The following is a 19,684-nucleotide window of genomic DNA, read 5'->3' as shown; positions in this document are numbered from 1 at the left end:
GAAAATAAATTTTTGTTGATAATTTGAAAACTTTTAATTTTCAGATTAAAACTATATTTCTTATTTTTGACCAATGGAAAATTTTATCGTATCTGCAAGAAAATACCGCCCCCAGCAGTTTGATACTGTAGTAGGGCAATCTCATATTACAGATACCTTAGAACATGCTATTGGAGAAAATCAGCTGGCTCAGGCCTTACTGTTCTGCGGTCCTAGGGGTGTGGGTAAAACCACATGTGCCAGAATCCTGGCCAGAAAGATCAATGAAAAGGATGGTTCAGTTTCAGAAGACGGCTTTGCTTATAACATCTATGAATTAGATGCGGCATCCAACAATTCCGTGGATGATATCAGGGAGCTGATAGACCAGGTCCGCTTTGCGCCTCAGGTAGGTAAATATAAAGTCTATATTATCGATGAGGTGCACATGCTGTCTTCTGCAGCGTTTAATGCTTTCCTTAAAACCCTTGAGGAACCGCCGGCACATGCTATTTTTATTTTGGCGACTACAGAGAAGCATAAAATAATCCCTACTATTTTATCACGTTGCCAGATTTATGACTTCAAGAGGATTACCATTGAAGATATCCAGGGACATTTAAGAAACATCGCTCAAAAGGAAAATATCCAGTATGAAGATGATGCCTTGTATCTTATTGCCCAAAAAGCCGATGGTGCCCTAAGAGATGCGCTTTCTATCTTTGACAGGCTTTCTACATTTTCCCAGAAGAACATTACATTGGCCAAAGCTGCCGAAGTGCTCAATATCCTTGATTATGATCAGTACCTCAATATAGTGGACCTGGCCAAGGAGAACAAAATTCCAGAAACGCTTTTCGCTTTCAATGAAATTGTAAAAAAAGGCTTTGATCCGCATATTTTTATTGCTGGATTGGGAAATCATTTCAGAGACCTTATGATGGCCCAGAACGCCAGAACAATAGAACTTATTGAAGTAGGTGAGAGGACCAAGGTGAAATTCGTAGAGCAAAGCCAGAAATGGAATGCCCAGCAGCTCATTGACGCCGTCGAGATCTGTAACCATGCGGATATTAATTATAAGAACTCCAAAAACCCAAGACTTACAGTAGAAATTGCACTGATGCAGCTGTCTTCCCTGACAGCCAATTTAGGTGATACTAAAAAAAAAAGTTCTTAATACTGGCTCCGTTTCTCAGTGAGAAGCAGGAAGTAAAAATACAGGAGAAGGCTCCCGAAAAGAAAGAACCCGTAGCAGAACAACCCGTTCAACGGCTTGAAGCCGTTCAGGAAACCACTGTAAAAACAACAAAACCTTTATCAAGACAGGGAATCTCTTCAGGTTTCAGCATCAATTCTTTTCTCAATAAAGAAGAAAAAGTAGAGAAAGAAGAAGCAGTAGCCGTAAAAACAGAACATCTTCCCCAAAACCATTTCACAGATACGGACCTGCAGATGGAATGGAATCTGATGCTCAAACAGCTTCAGAAAAAAAACAGCTTTATCTTTAATGCTGTAAAAACATTCAAACTGATCAAGGCAGGAGAAAATACCATTAAAGTTCTGTACCCTTCAGATTCTGCCAAAGTTGAGTTTGACAAGATCGCCGGAGAATTTTTCAATCATTTTAAAACTAAGGTTCACAACCATGCTATTGAAATAGATTACCAGCGGGACTTTGACAACCTCAAAATTGAAGTGGTTACCAAAAGAAAAATATTCGAAAAGTTTATCGAAAAAAACCCGCTTTTAAAAGACCTTGATGATTTAATGAAATTTGACCTGACATAAATTATTGTATTTATCACAGTTTTTTTTTGTTAGATTGACTTTTTTTATATCTTTGTCAAAGATTTTTGTAAAAAATAAGTTTTTGACAAAAACAAATTAGATTTAAAAAACTAGACAACAGAAGTTTCAGACCCAAAGTGGAAAAATTATTCATCCCATATCTGTCTCATTTTGTACCCGCTAATTTCTTTAGCGGTTATTTTAGTTTTTCTGCTTTCTATTATAGAAATTTCAGAACGTATTATCGATTTTATTGGTACTGCTAACTGAATTTCTTTCCAAAAAATACAGGAGAATTAAAGTCCTTTTATTTTCCTGATTCCTTTAAAAAACTTTGAACGGCATTTTTTGAAAAGAATTATAAAAATCAATTTTATAATCAAAGGACTATTGCTGTTAATTCAAGAAAAATAAAAACAATAAATTTAAAAATATGAATTTAAAAGATGTAAAAAACGAGTGGATCAACGAGCTTTCGCAGCCATTAATGATCGCAGGGCCATGCAGTGCAGAAAGTGAAGCTCAGATGCTTGAAACTGCTAGAAGGATAAAAGAAACCAATGCTCAGGTACCTATTTTCCGTGCAGGGATCTGGAAGCCGCGTACCAAGCCGAACGGATTTGAAGGAGTAGGGGTTATCGGTCTGAACTGGCTGAAAAAAGTAAAGGAAGAATACGGATTCAAGACTGCTACAGAAGTAGCCAACGCCCACCACGTATTTGCAGCTTTAGAAGCAGATGTAGATGTCCTTTGGATTGGGGCGCGTTCTACAGTAAACCCTTTTACCGTTCAGGAAATTGCAATGGCTTTAAGGGGGACTGATAAGCCTGTATTCGTTAAAAATCCTGTAAACCCGGATCTTGCTTTATGGATCGGTGCGTTAGAGAGACTTTTAGGACAGGATATTAAAAATCTGGGGGTAATTCACAGAGGATTTTCAACGTACCAGAAAACAAAATACAGAAATAACCCGAACTGGCAGATTGCCCTTGACTTCAAAAGCCAGTTTCCTAATATTCCAATGCTGATAGATCCTTCCCACATCTGCGGAAACAGAACAGGTCTGGCTGATATTACACAGGAAGCATTCAACGTAGGATACCAGGGAGCAATTATTGAAACCCACTGCAATCCTGATGAAGCGTGGAGTGATGCTTCACAGCAGATCACTCCTGAGGTATTGGCAGAACTGATCGGAAACTTAAAAGTAAGAAATTCAGGTTTGGCAGGCTTCGACAATGAGATGGGAAGACACAGAACACTGATTTCTGATCTTGACTTCCAGCTGATCGAGCTTCTTTCCCAAAGAATGAAGATCTCCGAAAAGATCGGTAAGCTTAAAAAGGAAAATGATATTGCGATCTTCCAGCCTGAAAGATGGAAAGTGATCACAGAATATGCTACGCAGAAAGCTAGGGAAACTGGGATGTCTCAGGAATTTATTGAGAAAGTTTTCAAAGCAATCCACGAAGAATCTATTGAAGTACAAAATAGTATCATGATTGATAGATAATAGGATAATAATAGAAATTAGGGATTAGGGATTAGGAGCTGGAGAAACTTTCTTAAAGTTTTATATAAATAATGGAGCTTGAAATTTCATGATCAGAGGAGAATTATTAATATGTTTCAACTATATCCTGAACCCTAATCCCTAATTCCTTATATTTGCATCCATATTATCTATGAAAGGAAAAATCATTAAATCTACAGGCAGCTGGTACCAGGTTATGGAATTCGAAACAGACAAAATTTTCGAGGCCAGAATCCGCGGCAAATTTAAATTGATCAAGACCAGACTTACCAATCCGCTTGCTGTAGGAGATTTTGTGGAATTTCAGTTAGAACAGGATGACATCGCTTGGATCACTAAAATAGAGCCGCGTACCAATTACCTGATCAGAAAATCCGTTAACCTTTCAAAAGAGGCTCATATCATTGCTTCCAATATAGATCTGGCCTGTTTTATTTTTACCCTGAAACACCCGGAAACTTCACTTGGATTCCTTGACCGCTTTTTGGCATGCTGTGAAGCTTACAATATTACTCCATTGATTCTTTTCAATAAAATTGACGTTCTGAACGAAGAGGAAATAGAGCTTGTGAAAGATATTGAATTTCTTTATCAGGAAATTGGTTATGATACTTTGGAAATTTCATCCTACTCCAAACTCAATTTTGATCAGCTTCAGGAACTTCTTAAAGATAAAACTTCTGTTTTTTTCGGGCATTCAGGATGCGGAAAATCTACACTGGTTAATGCATTACAGCCCGGTTTAAATTTAAAAACTTCTGAAATTTCAGACTCTCACCTCAAAGGAAAACATACTACAACTTTTGCCCAGATGCATTTTTGGGATTTTGGTGGTAACGTTATCGATACTCCCGGTGTACGCGAGTTTGCCATGATAGATATTGAAAAAGAAGAGGTGCAGCATTATTTTCCTGAGATCTTCAAAAAAAGGGAAGAATGTAAATTTCATAACTGTCTTCATATTAATGAGCCGAAATGTGCGGTTCTTGCTTCCCTTGAAACCGGAGAAATCCAATATTCCCGTTATGCCAACTATGTAAAGCTGATGGAAGAGGCTGAAGAAGCTTCCCAAAAATAGAACTTCCTCAGGTTTTTTAGTCTGTAACCCTGATTTTTAATAATATAAACTTTTGAGGTAATCCCGACCAGATACTTTAGCATAAAGCTTAAGCATTTATAATAAAATTTACATTTTTTACAGCTGTCAAAAAATGATTTTTTTCTTAGAATAATATTTCCTTAGAATAAAAATGCTTCCACTTTTACAATAACTCTACTTTTTGTCTTAATTATTTTTGTCAAATATGACTATTTTGAAGAATTTGAATTCTGTTCAAAAATCGATCATGAAAAAATATCAAAAAATTACTTTTATTTCATTGATTGCAATTGAAGCAATAAGGTATTAATATGATTTTAATGTGATTTTTAAATTATTAAATTCGCAATATAAACTTAATTTTATTGCAAATAAAAAACCCAGCCGAGGCTGGGTAAAAACTAATAACCATGAAAACTCAAATTAAACATGAGAATCGTAATAGAATTAACAATTACTGTGCCAAAACTTTTACGCCATTTCTTAATAAAAGTTATTTTTATGTTAAAAAAAAATTAAAATAAAAATGAAAGATATTTTTTGTAATTTTGCGGCATTAAAAAAATATACATTTATGTCTAACATTACATTCACTATGATTAAGCCTGATGCAGTAGCAGACGGACATATCGGTGCTATATTAGGTAAGATCGCTGAAGGAGGTTTTAAGATCAAAGCATTAAAATTAACTCAACTTACAGTTGCTGATGCTAAAAAGTTCTACGAAGTACATGCTGAAAGACCATTTTATGGTGAGTTGGTAGAATTCATGAGTTCAGGTCCTATCGTAGCTGCAGTTTTAGAAAAAGACAATGCAGTAGAAGACTTCAGAACATTGATTGGTTCTACAAATCCTGCTGATGCAGCAGAAGGAACAATCAGAAAAATGTTTGCAAGAAGCATCGGTGAAAATGCGGTTCATGGTTCAGATTCTGACGAGAACGCTCTTATCGAAGCTCAATTCCATTTTTCAGGAAGAGAGATTTTTTAAGAAAACCCATCTCAAAAAATATAAAACCAGAGAATTTTCTCTGGTTTTTTTATGCCAAAATGTCTGAAATGGCAGAGTGTAAATTGTTACAATAGCTTTTTTGAGATATAATAATAAGAAGGTCTAATTTTAGAGAAATGGATTAAATCCGAATACCATAGTAAAAGAGGGAAATTTTGATGTAAATTCTGAAATAATCTCTAATAAATTGTTGTATTTTTAGCATTATCATAAATGGAATGCTTATTGTAAACTCCTTGAAAAGAAATGTTATGAAAATTCCAGCATTAGTAATGGCCAGTTTATTAGCCGTAAGTGTATCAGGACAGGCTACGAAGCCAGTCAGTAAAGCGAAAAAACCGGTAAGTAAAATTAAAAAAACAGAATCTCCTAAGCCGATAAAAACAGCCGAGACTAAGTTTATTCCGAAGAAAGATACTATTCTTAGAGGCGGTGGTTACTGTCCGGCCTGTGGAATGGGATAAGATATGAAAAAACCGTTGTTAGGATTATCTATGATGCCGGAAGCAGATTTTGTTTCCGCTATCCTTCCTATTCTGCAAAATAATTCTGTAGATGTATTGGAATGGTCTTTCGATACATTTTATGATGCACAGGAACCGGAATGGCTTTCCGGACTCTTGGATTTTTATTCAGCAAATAACAGGCTTCTTGGTCACGGTGTTTATTATTCTCTTTTTGATGCCAAATGGACTGAAAGACAGGAAGGCTGGCTTGAAAAATTAAAAAAGGAGTTCAGACATAGAAAATATAATCATATTACCGAGCACTTCGGATTTATGAATACTGAAAATTTTCATCAGGGGGTTCCGTTGCCCGTACCACTTCATCCTAAAACACTTCAAATAGGGAAGGACAGGCTCAAAAGGCTTCAGGATGCTGTAGAAATTCCTGTCGGAGTAGAAAATCTTGCCTTTTCGTTTTCCATAGATGATGTGAAAGAGCAGGGGGATTTTCTTGATAAACTTATAGAAGATATTGACGGTTTTCTTATTCTTGATCTTCATAATATCTACTGCCAGTCATGGAACTTTGAGATCAGTATGCAAGAAATTATCAGACTGTATCCTTTGGAAAAGGTGAAGGAAATTCATCTTTCAGGTGGAAGCTGGCAGGAAAGTGCTTACGGAAAAAAACCGGTAAGAAGAGATACTCATGATGAAAGCATTCCAGAAGAAATACTAAATATACTTCCTGAAGTTTTATCCCAATGCCACAATCTGGAATACATCATTATTGAAAGACTGGGGCATACGTTAAATACAGATTCAGAGAAAGATGCTTTTTTTGATGATTTTAACCGTGTAAAAAAGATCATCCAGGCTTCAGATTCTCTCCCAGGGAATAAAAGGGTTTGGCATAAAAAAAATGAAGAACCTTCAGTACCTCTTGAAGATCTGCTGTTGTACGATGAGCAGACTGAGCTAACTAAAATGCTGTTTGATGGAACCCAGATTCATTCTGTAAAAAAACATGATTTTCATTATTTTAAACCTGAAAACTGGGATGAAGAAATGATTACGACTGCACAGCAAATTATCAAAAAATGGAATCCTTACTAATGACTTTTTTCAATGCATCACAAATCAAAATATATGAAAATGACAACGGTATTTTTACTAATTACGGCCGTGCTTACGGCTTTGATCGCCGGGCTCTTCTATGCCTATTCATGCTCTGTGGTTCTGGGGTTGGGAAAACTTTCTGATACGGAATATTTAAGGGCCATGCAGAGTATCAACCGCGAAATCCTTAATCCTGTGTTTTTTATGAGCTTTATGGGAACTGCTGTATTGCTTCCGTTAACTACTTTTCTGTATAGGGGAGAGCAGCCGGGGTTTCTTTTTCTTTTGCTGGCAACTGCCGCTTATCTGATAGGTGTTTTTGGAGTGACCATTGTTGGAAATGTCCCTTTGAATGATATGCTGGATCAATTTGATATCAGTAACTCAACAGCAGAAGCAGTTAAACAGATGCGGGAAAGTTTTGAGAACAGATGGAACCTTTTAAATAACATCAGAACTGCATTTTCGGTAATAAGTATTGTTCTGGTCATCTGCGCATGTATCTGGAACGGGGAATTACCCAAATAATTTGATCTATGCGTAGAAATACTTAATGGTGAAATTCAGTATTTATACGGATGTCTTATATATGATTTTATTTGCAAATTTACATCAGCAATAGCACAAGGAATATTAAGCATTTAAAGTTTTAAGACAAAAACTAATAACCACATAAGCTCAAATTCCGCAAGAAGAAAGGCAGTCTCCCAAGGGCTGCCTTTTATTTTTTAGACTGTTACCTCAAAGGAGTACTTTATTGATCTTCTACTCAATACAATAAAAGATCCAGACTCGTCTTAAAGAAGAAAGGCAGCCGATAAAGCTGCCTTTTATGTGAGATCAATCTGAAGAGATTAGATCTTCAGCAATTCGATTGTTCTTTCAGGACTTTCTGCAGAGAAAACAGCATTTCCTGCTACCAGGACGTCTGCTCCCGCTTCGAAAAGTTTTGAAGCGTTGTCTAGATTAACTCCGCCATCAATTTGGATAAGCGCTGTGGAATTATTGCTCAGGATAAGATCTTTAGTCTCCGCAATCTTTTTGTATGTATTTTCAATAAATTTCTGACCTCCAAATCCAGGGTTTACACTCATTAAAAGAACAAGATCTACATCAGCAATGATATCTTCAAGCATCAGTACAGGAGTGGAAGGATTTAAAACAACCCCTGCCTTTGCCCCTCTGCTCTGGATATGGTGAATCGTTCTGTGAAGATGTGTGCATGCTTCATAATGTACAGAAATAAGGTCTGCACCATGATTGATGAATTCATCCACATATTTTTCAGGCTCTACGATCATCAAATGGACATCCACAAATTTTTTGGCATGCTGCTGTACCGTTTTCATTACAGGAAAGCCAAATGAAATGTTGGGAACAAATCTTCCGTCCATCACGTCAATGTGGAACCAGTCTGCCTGGGAATTGTTCAGCATTTCAATGTCTCTTTGCAGGTTCCCGAAGTCTGCGGATAAAAGGGAAGGAGCAATAAGCTTAGTTTTCATTTTTACTTTTTATACTTTTACTTAGATTTCAATCTTTAAAATGGGTTAACAAACAAAAAATAATATAGGAAGATAATTCCAAATACAATTGTTTCTATGATTGTTAATTTGATATAGTTAATTTTAATAACTAATAACCTGTCAATTATAAATAATCCTAAAGGCACGATACTGAAAATTAATGACATTTCAAGAATCATATTATATGCTGAGCCTGTTTTGGGAGGGTCAAATATTTTATATACAATTAAAAAAGCTATATAAATAAAAAAAAGAGCAGTTAAAATTGATATAAAAGTGGGCTTGCGGATTAAATTATAAAGGACATTCTTCATTTTAATGATACTTCAGCTTCATTTCCGGCTTAATCTTCAGAAGGGTTTCATAGATCAGCTGGATTACATTGCCTACATCTTCTTTAGACACCATTTCTACCGTGGTATGCATATAGCGCAAAGGTAAGGAAATTAATGCACTTGGTACTCCGCCGTTAGAATGTGCAAAAGCATCGGTATCTGTTCCTGTTGCTCTGCTTGCGGCAGCTCTTTGGAAAGGAATCTTTTTAGCTTTTGCTGTATCAATGATCAGTTCTCTGATGGTATGATGAATGCTTGGGGCAAAGAAGACCACAGGTCCGTCACCACATTTCTGATCGCCTTCTTTTTTCTTTTCAATCATTGGAGTGGTGGTGTCGTGGGTAACATCTGTTACGATGGCGATATTAGGTTTAATGGTGTCAGCGATCATATCTGCCCCATAAAGTCCTACTTCTTCCTGTACAGAATTCGTGATATACAGACCGAATGGAATTGTTTTTTTGTTTTCTTTTAAAAGTCTTGCTACTTCTGCAATCATAAAGCCTCCGACTCTGTTATCCAGTGCTCTGCAGACAAAATACCTGTCGTTCATTTCAAAGAATTCATCCGGGTAGGTGATCATGCATCCTACATAAATTCCCATTTCCTCAACTTCTTTTTTGGAAATGGCTCCGCAGTCGATAAAGATATTCTCAATTTTCGGGGTCGGTTCATTCTGGTTGGTTCTTGTATGGATTGCAGGCCATCCGAACACGCCTTTTACTATTCCTTTTTCACCATGAATATGAACAACTTTTGAAGGAGCTATCGTTTGATCTGAACCTCCGTTTCTAATCACGTAGATTAATCCTTCATCTGTAATGTAATTCACATACCATGAGATCTCGTCAGCATGGGCTTCAATCACTACTTTAAATTCAGCATCGGGATTGATTATCCCATAGCAAGTTCCGTAATGATCTATTTCTATTTTATCTACATACGGTCTGATATAATCCATCCAGATTTCCTGGCCTTTTTGCTCGTAACCTGTTGGTGAAGAGGTGTTTAAGTATTTTTCTAAAAATTTCAAAGATTTCTTTTCAAATTTCATAAAAGGGAATGATTTTTGCGGGTAATTTTTGTTATTAGAAGTGTAAAAATAATGAATTTTAGCAAGATTGTCTGTCTTTTTATCCTCTTTTTTGGAGTCAGTGTTTTTGGTCAGAAGGATTCTATCATTGCGAAACCCCTCAACCAATATCCTGCTGAATCTTTAAAAACGGATGAGTTCGGTAATAAGTACTATTATGACGAACGTCAAAAGGTAAAGATTTATGAAATTAACGGTGAGCCTGTAGTAGTGCTGGATGAGCTGGTCCTGGTTAATAAACCGCGGTTTAATAATCAGCTGGATAAAAATTACTATTATTTTCTTAATAAAAAGCTGAACAGGGTTTATCCGTTATTTGTCACTGCGCTTGAGCAATATAGAGGTATCCAGGCGGATATGACAGATATGGACAGCAAAGCCAAAAGGAAATTTATAAGAGAAAGGCAGAATATACTTGCGGATCAGTATGAAAAACAGCTGAGAGATCTTACCACGACAGAAGGCCAGGTTTTTGCCAAGCTGATGAACAGAGCAACGGGAAAAAATGTTTATGAGATTATTAAAGAGATGAGAGGCGGATGGATCGCTTTCTGGTGGAATGTAAAAGGGAAGGTGGCAGATATAGACCTGAAAGACCAATACAACCCGCACAAAAACAGAACGGATGAATTTATAGAATCTCTGCTTCAGTCCAACTGGAATTCCGGTTATTTACAGCCTTATCCCGGTGCCTCCGATTTTAAGGTAAGAAAATAAGAACCGGTTTAAGCTTATTAAAAAATAAATCTGAACAGACTTTAAATATAAAATTCCTGTAAATTTTTACAGGAATTTTTCTTTTAATTTATCGAATACAATTTGATCTATTGGAAGCGGAAAAGGATTATCGGGTCTGTTGATATCGATCCATTCTATTTTCTCAATGCATGGATCAAGGATCAGAAAATCTTCCTCTGTTGTAATATTGACTATATAATATATGGTAAGCAGCTGCTCATTTTCTCTGAAACGTGAAACCAGAAAATCTTCCTGGGTATAAAAATGTTCAACAACTTCAATTTTTACATTCAGCTCTTCATCAAATTCGCGGTGAAGACATTCTATAAGCCCTTCGCCAAATTCCAGGCCTCCTCCCGGAAATTTCATTAATTGTTCACCGGCATACTCTTCAAACAGCGTCAGTACTTTTTTATCCTTTACTGCACAGGCATACACCCGAATGTTGATCTTATCAATCATATGTAATATTTTGTATAGCTAAAATAAGGAATTTAGTAGAAAGAGCCAATAAACCCATTTGCAAATTAGCTCTTATATAACCTGTTGTTTCCCTTTTCTAATTTTCTCTGTTTTCCTCACTTTCCATCTTTACCGCATTAATCATTTCTCTCTTTCCGGGAGGGCCCTGCTTTTTCTCTACTTTAAAATTCAGTTCCTGAAGAATCCTTCTTACACTTCCTTTAGAAGAATAAGTTGTTAACAATCCGTTAACGGACATTTTGTCGGAAACCATTTCAAAAAGCGGTTTTTCCCACAGATCAGGCTGTACTCTCGCACCAAAGCAATCGTAATAAACCAGGTTGATTTTAGGTAAGTCTATGTCTTTCAGGTCGAAAAAGTCACACTTGATCTTTTTCAGGGTAAAGCCTTTAATGATTTCAGATGGTTTTTCCCATTCTGCCTGATGAATTTTTTGATAAATATTTTTGAATTCCGGGTTATCAAAATGCTCAAAATAGGCAAGGTCATTCATTTCAGCTTCATTTATCGGGTATTTTTCAAGAGAAAAATAATTGATGACATGATTTTTGTCAGTTTTTAAATATTCATTAATTGTCACCAAAACATTCAAACCTGTTCCAAAACCGAGTTCTAAAATATTAATTTCGTAATCATTTAATTGATTTAGTCCATTTTTAATAAACACATGTTCTGCTTCCTGAAGCGCCCCATGATGAGAATGATAGTTTTCGTTTAAATCATTGATAAACAATGTTTTACTACCGTCGTTTGTGGTCTTAATCTCTCTTTTCAAGCTATTTTTTTGTCAAATTTACTCTAAAATTTTTATATTTAGAAAATTATATTAAATTTGTAGAACATCGTAAAAATTTTAAAAAATGATAATTCAAAAAACTGAAAACTCCAGACTTTCGGACTTTGATCCGGACAATTTTTCATTTGGAAATACTTTTATCGACCATATGGTTATATGTGAGTATGAAAATGGAAAATGGGGTGATGTGAAATTGGTTCCTTATGGTCCAATACCATTTACGCCAGCCATGATGGGTGTAAACTACGGGCAAGCTTGTTTTGAAGGTATGAAAGCTTATAAAGACAAAGACGGGCAGGTTTTCCTTTTCAGGCCGGAAAAGAATTTTGAACGTATCAATAAATCAGCAAAACGTCTGGCAATGCCTGAAGTGACTGAAGAAATGTTTTTAGACGGATTGAAGGCATTAGTAGATATCGACAGAAATTGGATCCCGCAGGGAGAAGGGATGTCATTATATATCAGACCATTGATTTTTGCCACAGAGGAAGCTTTGAAAGCAAGAGTTGCTAATAAATATATGTTTGCAATCGTTGCGACACCAGCGAAAAGTTATTATTCAGAACCGGTTTCTGTGAAAATTTCAGATCATTATTCAAGAGCTGCCAACGGAGGAGTAGGTTCTGCTAAAGCAGCAGGAAATTATGCCGCTTCTTTCTATCCTACACAGCTTGCTATTGAAGAAGGGTATGAGCAGATCATCTGGACTGATGATTCTACTCATGAATATTTTGAAGAAAGTGGAACAATGAACGTATTCGTAAGAATTAACGATACGATCTATACGCCGCCTACTTCCGAAAAAATCCTTGACGGGGTAACAAGAGACAGCTTCATCCAGCTTGCCAACAAAAGAGGAATCGAGGTAAAAATAGAGCCGGTAGCTGTGAAAACAGTTATAGAAGCTCAGAAGAACGGAACGCTGAAAGAAGTTTGGGGAGTGGGAACAGCTGTTGTAACTACTGTATTCCAAGCCTTAGGATACCAGGGCGTAAAGCTTGAACTTCCTAAATTGTCGGATGAGGAAAGCTTTGCAGCTCTTCTTAAAAAAGATCTTACAGACCTTCAGAACAACCTTAGCGAAGATCCTTTCGGATGGAGAGTTATGGTTGAAAAAGACGTTTTGGAAACTGTTTAATTTCAATATTATTTGATTCATAATATGTCCGGCAGAAATTTATTTCTGCCGGTTTTTTTATTTTCTCGCCAATTATTGGTAATTTTTCACAAAATTTAGAATACTATGCAATTCCTAAAGTTCAAATTACCTCTTGGTCTGCTTTCTGTGATCAGTCTTTTAGCTGTTTCCTCCTGCAGTAAAGATGATGACGGAGAAATGTTGGTAAACGATGCGGCCACAATAACTGTAGAAAATATAATTGAAAGTAAAGCATTGACACAGTTCGGAACTTTCCGGAATGCGGGGTCATCGCCTGTCATTAATCCCGGGGAATCAGCCTCATTTACATTTTATGCAGGAAAAGGACAGACGGTAAGTTTTGCTGCCATGTATGGAAACAGTAACGATTTATTTTTTGCCCCGGCCAACCCGGGACTGAAACTGTATCAGGATAACGGAGATCCGGTAACAGGAAATGTTTCTTCACAGATCAAGCTTTGGGATAACGGGACACGTAAAAATGAACCTACGGGCCCTGGTGTTACTCATCCCGGTGTTGCAGAAGGTACTCCGTTGAATGTTACAGCAATTGCATTGGCAACACCCGCTTCACAATTGCTGAAAGCGGAATTGACCCATGAGGGAGGAACCAAATTTACTTTGAAATTAACCAATACTTCAGGCGGTACAGCCAATGAAACGCCAATAAGTGCCGGAGTCTGGGCTGTTTCCCATATTTCAGGGACAACACTTTTGAAGGAAGATCCTATTTTTTCACCAGGAAAGCCGTCAGCTAACGGATTGACAGACCTTGCTGAAACCGGAAAAACGACGCCTCTGGAACAATACCTTACAGGTATAACAGGTCCTAATTCTGCATTTTCACCGGTACTGGTCGTAGTATACAGCGGTAACGATAATCCTATCTTTAAAACCGGGGAGAATGACCGTGGAGAAGGTTTGAAGGAGCTTTCTCAGCAGGGTAATGCTGATGTTATAGCAGCTTTCCTTAAAGGCAAGCCGGGAATAAAAGAAGTATTCGTCCTTAAAGATCCGGCTACAGGTGTTTTACGACCTAGAATAAACGGAAATAACGGCGGTAAGGCTTCACAGGTAATATCTGCACGTAAAGGAGACCGTATTGCACTGGCAACAATGTACGGACAATCCAATGACTGGTTTATTGCAGCCATGAATAACGGGGTAGACGGCTCAACGCGTGGCGATATCTCTTCGATCATTGGGCTTTTTGACAGTGGAACGCTGGTGAGCTCTTTTCCGGGAGCCCACATAGGGTCGGAGCCGGCTGAGGCTGAAAGCCAGCCGGTACAGCAGCTTGCCAACCCGAACCAGTTCAATACACTTCCGTCACTTCCACAGATGATTAAAGTGACGATTCAATAATACTTGAATATCAAATATAGGATCACCTCTTTTCGGGGTGATTTTCTGTTTTAAATCCCCATCTGTTTAACCACAAAAGTCACAAAAGTTTTTTTGGTTATAAAAGTCTTGCCATCCCGGAAACAATAAGATCACATAAGCAGAAAATCAAAGATTTTCATAAGAATTTAAATGTACTTTTTGCAGTTGGATTTTAAACTTTAAATACACTTAAGTGTTTCAAATCTTTTGTGACTTTTGTGGTTGAAATTTTTAAATCCTTGAATTTTTAATTTTTAAATCCCCATAATTTCATCCCCCGGAAATACTTCACTATTTTCTCCAAAATTTTTTAAAACCTATTGAACAATATTTCCCCGAAATGCGTATTTTCGCAAAAGTTTATGAAAAAATTACTCTTCATATCAGCAGTAAGCCTGCTAAGCTGTAACCGGAATGCACCCACGGCGCACCCTCCCGTAGGTGGAGTATTGAGCCAGAAAGACCTGGATGTTTCCAAGGAGAGAATGAGAAATCTCAATACCATAGAGCGTGGCCAGATCCAGGATTGGATTAGTGGTCAGCCTGTAAAATATTATCCTACTCAGCTTAATTACTGGGTAAGTGTTGAAGGTTTTGATCAGAGAGAAAGAAGAGCGGATAATACACCCATCTCTTATTCTTATGATCTCTATGATTTTGATGAAACCAAAATCTATGACAAACCTTTTGAAAGGAGAGATGCCAGATTCGGGCATTTTGATGAACTGAAAGCGGTAGAGAATGCTTTGCGTTTTATGCATGATGGAGAGGAAGTGACGCTTTTGGTACCTTCTTCACTGGCCTATGGAACCTTTGGAGACGAAAAGAATATAGACAACGATATACCATTAATCATAAAATTAAAAGCTCTATAAATAATGAAATTGTTTAACAAGAATATAATTCTGGCAGCGGCAAGTATCTCGCTGATGAGTTGTACCCCAATCTATAAAAAAATGAACGTAGACAAAGAAACTTACGAAGGTCTTCATGACGGACTTTATGCAAATCTTCAGACTTCTAAAGGGAACCTGATTGTGCAGTTCGAAGACAAAAAAGCACCGGTAACTGTAGCCAATTTTATTGGTCTTGCAGAAGGAAAAATAGACAACAAAGCGAAGGCGAAAGGAGTTCCTTATTATGACGGGACTATTTTCCACAGAGTGATCAAAGATTTCATGATCCAGGGAGGTGATCCTCAGGGAACAGGAATGGGAGATCCTGGATATAAATTCGAAGACGAGAAAAACGACCTTAAGCATACAGGAAAAGGAATCCTTTCTATGGCAAATTCCGGACCTAACACAAACGGTTCTCAGTTCTTCATCACTGAAGTGGCTACACCTTGGTTAGATGGAAGACACACCATCTTCGGAAAAGTAGTTAAAGGTAATGATGTGATCGATGCCATTGCTAACGTAGAAAAAGGAGCTCAGGATAAGCCTAAAACAGATATCGTTTTAGAAAAAGTTTCTGTTTTCAGCAAAGGTGACGAATACAAAAACTACGATGCAGCAAAAACTTTCACAGAAGGAAAAGCTAAAATCGCAGAAAACAATAAAGCTTACATTGCTAAAGAAGAAGCTGACAGAAAGAAAAAAGAAGAGGAATTCAAAGCTAACCAGGAAAAAATGGTTGAAGACCTGAAAGCCGGAATGCAGAAAACTGAATCAGGATTATATTACAAGATCACTAAAACAGCTCCGGCTGGAAAGGCTCCTAAAGCTGGTGACAATGTATCTGTACACTATGCAGGTAAATTAATCGACGGTACAGAATTCGATTCTTCATTCAAAAGAAATGAGCCTATCGAAATTCCAATCGGAATGGGAAGAGTAATCAAAGGATGGGATGAAGGGATCCTGTTACTTAAAGAAGGCGAAACGGCTACTTTATTGATCCCGCCGGCAATGGCTTACGGAGAAAGAGGAGCAGGAGGGGTTATCCCGCCAAATGCCTGGTTAATCTTCGATGTTGAGCTTGTGAAAGTACAGTAATTGAAGTTTTAAAATATATTGAAGCCGTCCGTGAGGACGGCTTTTTTGTTTTGAAAAAATACCGGGAAAATACGGATAACCGTAAAAATATTTAAATTTAAATTTATATTTTTAAAATTCTAAATTATAATAATGGCTAATCATAAAGAAAGTACTGTTCAGACAGACGTTTCAATAAGAAACGAAAGTATTCAAAGAATTTTTAATTTTTATAAAAATAATTTATTTTACGTAAATAGAAGATATCAACGAAAACTAATCTGGACCATTGAAGAAAAAGAAAGGTTTATTGATTCTATTATTAGTGGGTTACCAATTCCACTAATATTATTAGCTGAAACTGAGAATTTTGGAAATACATCATATGAAATAATTGATGGAATGCAACGCCTTAATACAATTAATTCTTTTATTGAAGGAGAATTTACTTATGAAGCTGCGTATTTTGATCTTAATACTTTAGTTGAATCAAAATCTTTACTTGATTCCGGCATTTTACAGCAAAAATACCCTATCCTTGATCGGTCAAAATGTGAAAGATTTGCAAGCTATATTTTACCTATTTCTATTTATTACTTTTCAGATGAGGATAAAGTTGATGAAGTTTTTATTCGTATTAATAGCTATGGTAGACATTTATCTAGACAAGAATTAAGAGCTGCGGGAACACTAGAATCTTTTGGAGATTTGGTTAGAGGAGTTTCTTCAGAAATACGAACAGATGTTTCTCATGGAGATATCTTGAGCCTTAGACAAATGAAAGAAATCAGTATCACTAATGCAGGTCTAGATTATGGAATTAACGTTGATAGTTTATTTTGGATTTCTAACAACATAATAACAAAAGAAATGGTACGTGAATCGAAAGATGAAGAAATTGTTGCAGACTTACTTTCTGCAATTGCTTTAGGATCGATTCCAGGTACTAGCTCAACAATATTAGATGAATATTATGGTTTAAGAAAGAGTTCCAAATCTGATGAATTAGATATTGCGTTACGAAAAATTGGGCCAACAGAATTAAGACATCAATTTTTAACTGTATATAATATAATTCGAGAATCTATAAAAGTTGCAGAAAAGAATTTTCGTAATTTATTATTTGACGATAATTCACAAAAAATCCCTAGATATTTCCAAGTTGTTTTTCTGGCAATTCATAAATTAGTTTTTAAGGAAAATAAAGAAGTTAATAGTTATACTGAACTAGTAGATCGTCTAACAGGAATTTCTACTCATATTACAATTACAGAGGGAGGAAATTGGAGTGCAACAAATAGAAATCAAAATGTAGATGCAGTGGCAGGAATTTTAAGCGGTTGCTTTAGAGATAAAACCCATGATCCAGCTGCAGCAAAATGGTTAACTGAATTTGAGTCTCTTTTAATGCAATCAAAAACAGAGCAAACATCTTATGATTTTAAACAAGGTTTTACTAGATTGGACGATAAAAAACAATTTGATGAAGATAACTTCAGTAAAATTATACTCACATTAACGGCTATTGCAAATAATTCAGCAAATACTAGTGGTTATGTATGTATAGGTGTTTGTGATAATATAAAAGAGGTAGAGAGAATTAAGGAGATTTATGATGTTGATCCTCAGAAATATCGTGGTTTTTTTGTAACGGGTATTTTACATGAAGCAATTATTTTAGCTAAGGATTTAGATGATTTTTACAGACAAATCATTCAAAAGATTAAACAGCAGCCTATATCAGAGGAGACAAAAGATTATATTTCTAAAAATATTAGAATAGTAAATTATTTTGATAAAGATGTTGTCATATTCAAGACGAAATCATTGACTACGCCTTTAATATATAATGGTAAGTATTATGTTAGACATGGAGCGAACGTAGAGGAAATTAAACCAGAGAATTATGCATCATTTTTTCAATCATATAAATAAATTAACCGTCCTATCTTAGGACGGTTTTTAATTTGTAAAATTCTTTTAATTTCCTATTTTCGTATAAATTATTCACATGAAAAAAGTCCTCTACACCCTTCTTATTCTCTCCACAACTACTTTTTCCGCACAGGGAAAAAAATTCTTCAAAAGCGGTGAGGTACAGCTTCAGAATCCAGTAGAAAAGATCAACCTGAGATATGCCAATGATCTGCCTTTTGTACAGGTCAGCATTAATGGGAAGCCTTACAATTTTCTGTTTGATACCGGAGCGCCAACGGTGATCTCTACAGCAGTATACACTGAGCTGGGATTGGAGAAAAAACATAAAAGTAACGTAAAGGATTCACAGAAAAACAAACAGGAACAGATCTTCACTATTCTGCCGGAAATGACCGTTGATAAAGCTGTTTTCAAAGATGTGGGAGTTGTCGTGATGGATTTCAGTGTTTCTGAGTTGAGCTGCTTCAAAATCGATGGGATTCTTGGAGCCAATCAGATGGCCAAACTTTTCTGGAAAATTAATTATTCGGAAAACTTACTTGAAGCTTCAAAAGATCTTGCGCAGTTTAACCCGGCAGATTATGATATTGTCATTCCTTTCAGCCCCAGAACACAAAAAACACCCGTTGTAGAAACTGATCTGCAGGGAAAAAAAATAGAGCTTACCTTCGATACCGGATTTTCCGGAAGGATGAAGATCACAGATGGTGCATATGAGGCTCAAAAGGCATTAAAGAGTATAGAAGTCTATGGAACAAACTCTATTGGCGCTTATGGGGCCGGAAAACCTGCACCGGGATATATTTTCCGGACCGCAGCTCTGTCATTAGGTAATAAAAGCTTCTTTAATGAAATAATTGCCACAGGGGGGACCAACCTGATCGGGAATGATTTCTTTAAAAATTTTGTATTCATCCTCGACTGGTCCGGAAATAAGATCTATATGAAACGGATCAAAAATGAGCCTGCTAAACTGGAGTCTTTCGGTTTCGGTTACCGTTTTATAGATTCAAAACCGACAGTGGCCTTTGTATTTCAGGAAGAAAATTTTCCATTGAAAGTGGGAGATGCTATTATCAGCATCAATAACATTAATCTGGATAACCTTAACAAAGAAAGTGCCTGTCATTATTTTCTTAATAGAGTAGAAAACCGGCAGAATTCAATTGATCTTAAAATCAGGAGAGACGGAAAGGAAATGCAGGTGAAGCTGGATAGAAAAGAGTTTTTGAAAGTAGGGGTTTAAATTTGAGTGTTAGAGAGTTTTTAAAGTT

Annotated in this window: 20 protein-coding genes; 15 read left to right on the top strand and 5 right to left on the bottom strand. The window is 36.5% G+C overall.

What is annotated here, in order from left to right:
- Window positions 1–73: 73 nt before the first annotated feature.
- Window positions 74–1,159, top strand: a complete 1,086-nt coding sequence (gene dnaX, locus LC418_RS14970; protein ID WP_111952930.1) for a DNA polymerase III subunit gamma/tau — start codon at window positions 74–76, stop codon at window positions 1,157–1,159.
- 106 nt (window positions 1,160–1,265) lie between these two features.
- Here dnaX and LC418_RS14965 read toward each other — a convergent pair whose 3' ends face one another.
- The gene (locus tag LC418_RS14965; RefSeq protein ID WP_223559709.1) at window positions 1,266–1,418 is read right to left on the bottom strand and encodes a hypothetical protein; all 153 of its coding nucleotides are present in this window, start codon (window positions 1,416–1,418) and stop codon (window positions 1,266–1,268) included.
- Between the two features lie 16 nt (window positions 1,419–1,434).
- Between LC418_RS14965 and LC418_RS14960 the strand changes: the two genes are divergently transcribed.
- The 7 genes from LC418_RS14960 to chrI all read left to right on the top strand — a co-directional run bounded on the left by LC418_RS14960 (window position 1,435) and on the right by chrI (window position 7,508).
- Window positions 1,435–1,770: a hypothetical protein gene (locus LC418_RS14960; protein WP_111953579.1), complete on the top strand. Its 336-nt coding sequence runs from the start codon at window positions 1,435–1,437 to the stop codon at window positions 1,768–1,770.
- Window positions 1,771–2,203: 433 nt separating this feature from the next.
- Complete coding sequence (locus LC418_RS14955) at window positions 2,204–3,283, top strand: chorismate mutase (RefSeq protein ID WP_111952932.1); 1,080 nt, start codon at window positions 2,204–2,206, stop codon at window positions 3,281–3,283.
- A gap of 172 nt (window positions 3,284–3,455) precedes the next feature.
- Window positions 3,456–4,382, top strand: coding sequence for a ribosome small subunit-dependent GTPase A (gene rsgA / locus LC418_RS14950; protein WP_111952934.1), 927 nt, complete (start codon window positions 3,456–3,458; stop codon window positions 4,380–4,382).
- Between the two features lie 595 nt (window positions 4,383–4,977).
- Entirely contained in the window at window positions 4,978–5,394 is a 417-nt protein-coding gene (locus tag LC418_RS14945) for a nucleoside-diphosphate kinase (protein WP_034707297.1), read from the top strand.
- A gap of 272 nt (window positions 5,395–5,666) precedes the next feature.
- Window positions 5,667–5,879, top strand: a complete 213-nt coding sequence (gene chrA / locus LC418_RS14940; RefSeq protein ID WP_223559708.1) for an MNIO class RiPP chryseobasin precursor ChrA — start codon at window positions 5,667–5,669, stop codon at window positions 5,877–5,879.
- A gap of 3 nt (window positions 5,880–5,882) precedes the next feature.
- Entirely contained in the window at window positions 5,883–6,977 is a 1,095-nt protein-coding gene (gene chrH, locus LC418_RS14935) for an MNIO family chryseobactin maturase (protein WP_223559707.1), read from the top strand.
- Between the two features lie 33 nt (window positions 6,978–7,010).
- Window positions 7,011–7,508 carry a chryseobasin maturation helper ChrI gene (chrI, locus tag LC418_RS14930; protein ID WP_223559706.1) on the top strand — a complete coding sequence of 166 codons (498 nt, stop codon included), beginning with the start codon at window positions 7,011–7,013 and terminating at the stop codon, window positions 7,506–7,508.
- Between the two features lie 326 nt (window positions 7,509–7,834).
- Here chrI and rpe read toward each other — a convergent pair whose 3' ends face one another.
- Together rpe and chrP are read right to left on the bottom strand one after the other, a co-directional pair.
- Window positions 7,835–8,485 (bottom strand): ribulose-phosphate 3-epimerase, encoded by a 651-nt coding sequence (gene rpe / locus LC418_RS14925; RefSeq protein WP_111952940.1) that lies wholly within the window; start codon window positions 8,483–8,485, stop codon window positions 7,835–7,837.
- A gap of 336 nt (window positions 8,486–8,821) precedes the next feature.
- Complete coding sequence (gene chrP, locus LC418_RS14920; protein WP_223559705.1) at window positions 8,822–9,895, bottom strand: chryseobasin maturation metalloprotease ChrP; 1,074 nt, start codon at window positions 9,893–9,895, stop codon at window positions 8,822–8,824.
- A gap of 51 nt (window positions 9,896–9,946) precedes the next feature.
- On the opposite strand from chrP, the gene LC418_RS14915 reads away from it, so the two are divergent.
- Window positions 9,947–10,651, top strand: a complete 705-nt coding sequence (locus tag LC418_RS14915; RefSeq protein ID WP_111952944.1) for a DUF4294 domain-containing protein — start codon at window positions 9,947–9,949, stop codon at window positions 10,649–10,651.
- Window positions 10,652–10,717: 66 nt separating this feature from the next.
- On the opposite strand, the gene LC418_RS14910 is transcribed toward LC418_RS14915, so the two are convergent.
- Window positions 10,718–11,134, bottom strand: coding sequence for an NUDIX domain-containing protein (locus LC418_RS14910; RefSeq protein WP_111952946.1), 417 nt, complete (start codon window positions 11,132–11,134; stop codon window positions 10,718–10,720).
- A gap of 97 nt (window positions 11,135–11,231) precedes the next feature.
- Window positions 11,232–11,930, bottom strand: a complete 699-nt coding sequence (gene mnmC2 / locus LC418_RS14905) for a tRNA (5-methylaminomethyl-2-thiouridine)(34)-methyltransferase MnmC2 (RefSeq protein ID WP_223559704.1) — start codon at window positions 11,928–11,930, stop codon at window positions 11,232–11,234.
- An 85-nt stretch (window positions 11,931–12,015) separates the two neighbouring features.
- Here mnmC2 and LC418_RS14900 point away from each other — a divergent pair, with 85 nt between their 5' ends.
- From LC418_RS14900 to LC418_RS14875, 6 genes are all read left to right on the top strand, one after another.
- Entirely contained in the window at window positions 12,016–13,089 is a 1,074-nt protein-coding gene (locus LC418_RS14900) for a branched-chain amino acid aminotransferase (protein ID WP_111952950.1), read from the top strand.
- 105 nt (window positions 13,090–13,194) lie between these two features.
- Complete coding sequence (locus tag LC418_RS14895; protein WP_223559703.1) at window positions 13,195–14,475, top strand: spondin domain-containing protein; 1,281 nt, start codon at window positions 13,195–13,197, stop codon at window positions 14,473–14,475.
- Between the two features lie 383 nt (window positions 14,476–14,858).
- On the top strand, window positions 14,859–15,371 hold the full coding sequence (locus LC418_RS14890) for an FKBP-type peptidyl-prolyl cis-trans isomerase (RefSeq protein WP_223559702.1): 513 nt from the start codon (window positions 14,859–14,861) through the stop codon (window positions 15,369–15,371).
- Between the two features lie 81 nt (window positions 15,372–15,452).
- Entirely contained in the window at window positions 15,453–16,493 is a 1,041-nt protein-coding gene (locus LC418_RS14885; protein WP_223559865.1) for a peptidylprolyl isomerase, read from the top strand.
- A gap of 132 nt (window positions 16,494–16,625) precedes the next feature.
- The gene (locus LC418_RS14880; protein ID WP_223559701.1) at window positions 16,626–18,407 is read left to right on the top strand and encodes a DUF262 domain-containing protein; all 1,782 of its coding nucleotides are present in this window, start codon (window positions 16,626–16,628) and stop codon (window positions 18,405–18,407) included.
- A gap of 76 nt (window positions 18,408–18,483) precedes the next feature.
- Window positions 18,484–19,656 carry a retropepsin-like aspartic protease gene (locus tag LC418_RS14875; RefSeq protein ID WP_223559700.1) on the top strand — a complete coding sequence of 391 codons (1,173 nt, stop codon included), beginning with the start codon at window positions 18,484–18,486 and terminating at the stop codon, window positions 19,654–19,656.
- The last annotated feature ends 28 nt before the right edge of the window (window positions 19,657–19,684 follow it).

This window comes from Chryseobacterium lathyri (assembly GCF_019970085.1).
GTDB lineage: Bacteria > Bacteroidota > Bacteroidia > Flavobacteriales > Weeksellaceae > Chryseobacterium > Chryseobacterium lathyri.
The sequence above is the reverse complement of the archived record's forward strand: the minus strand, read 5'-3'. Positions and strand labels throughout refer to the sequence as shown.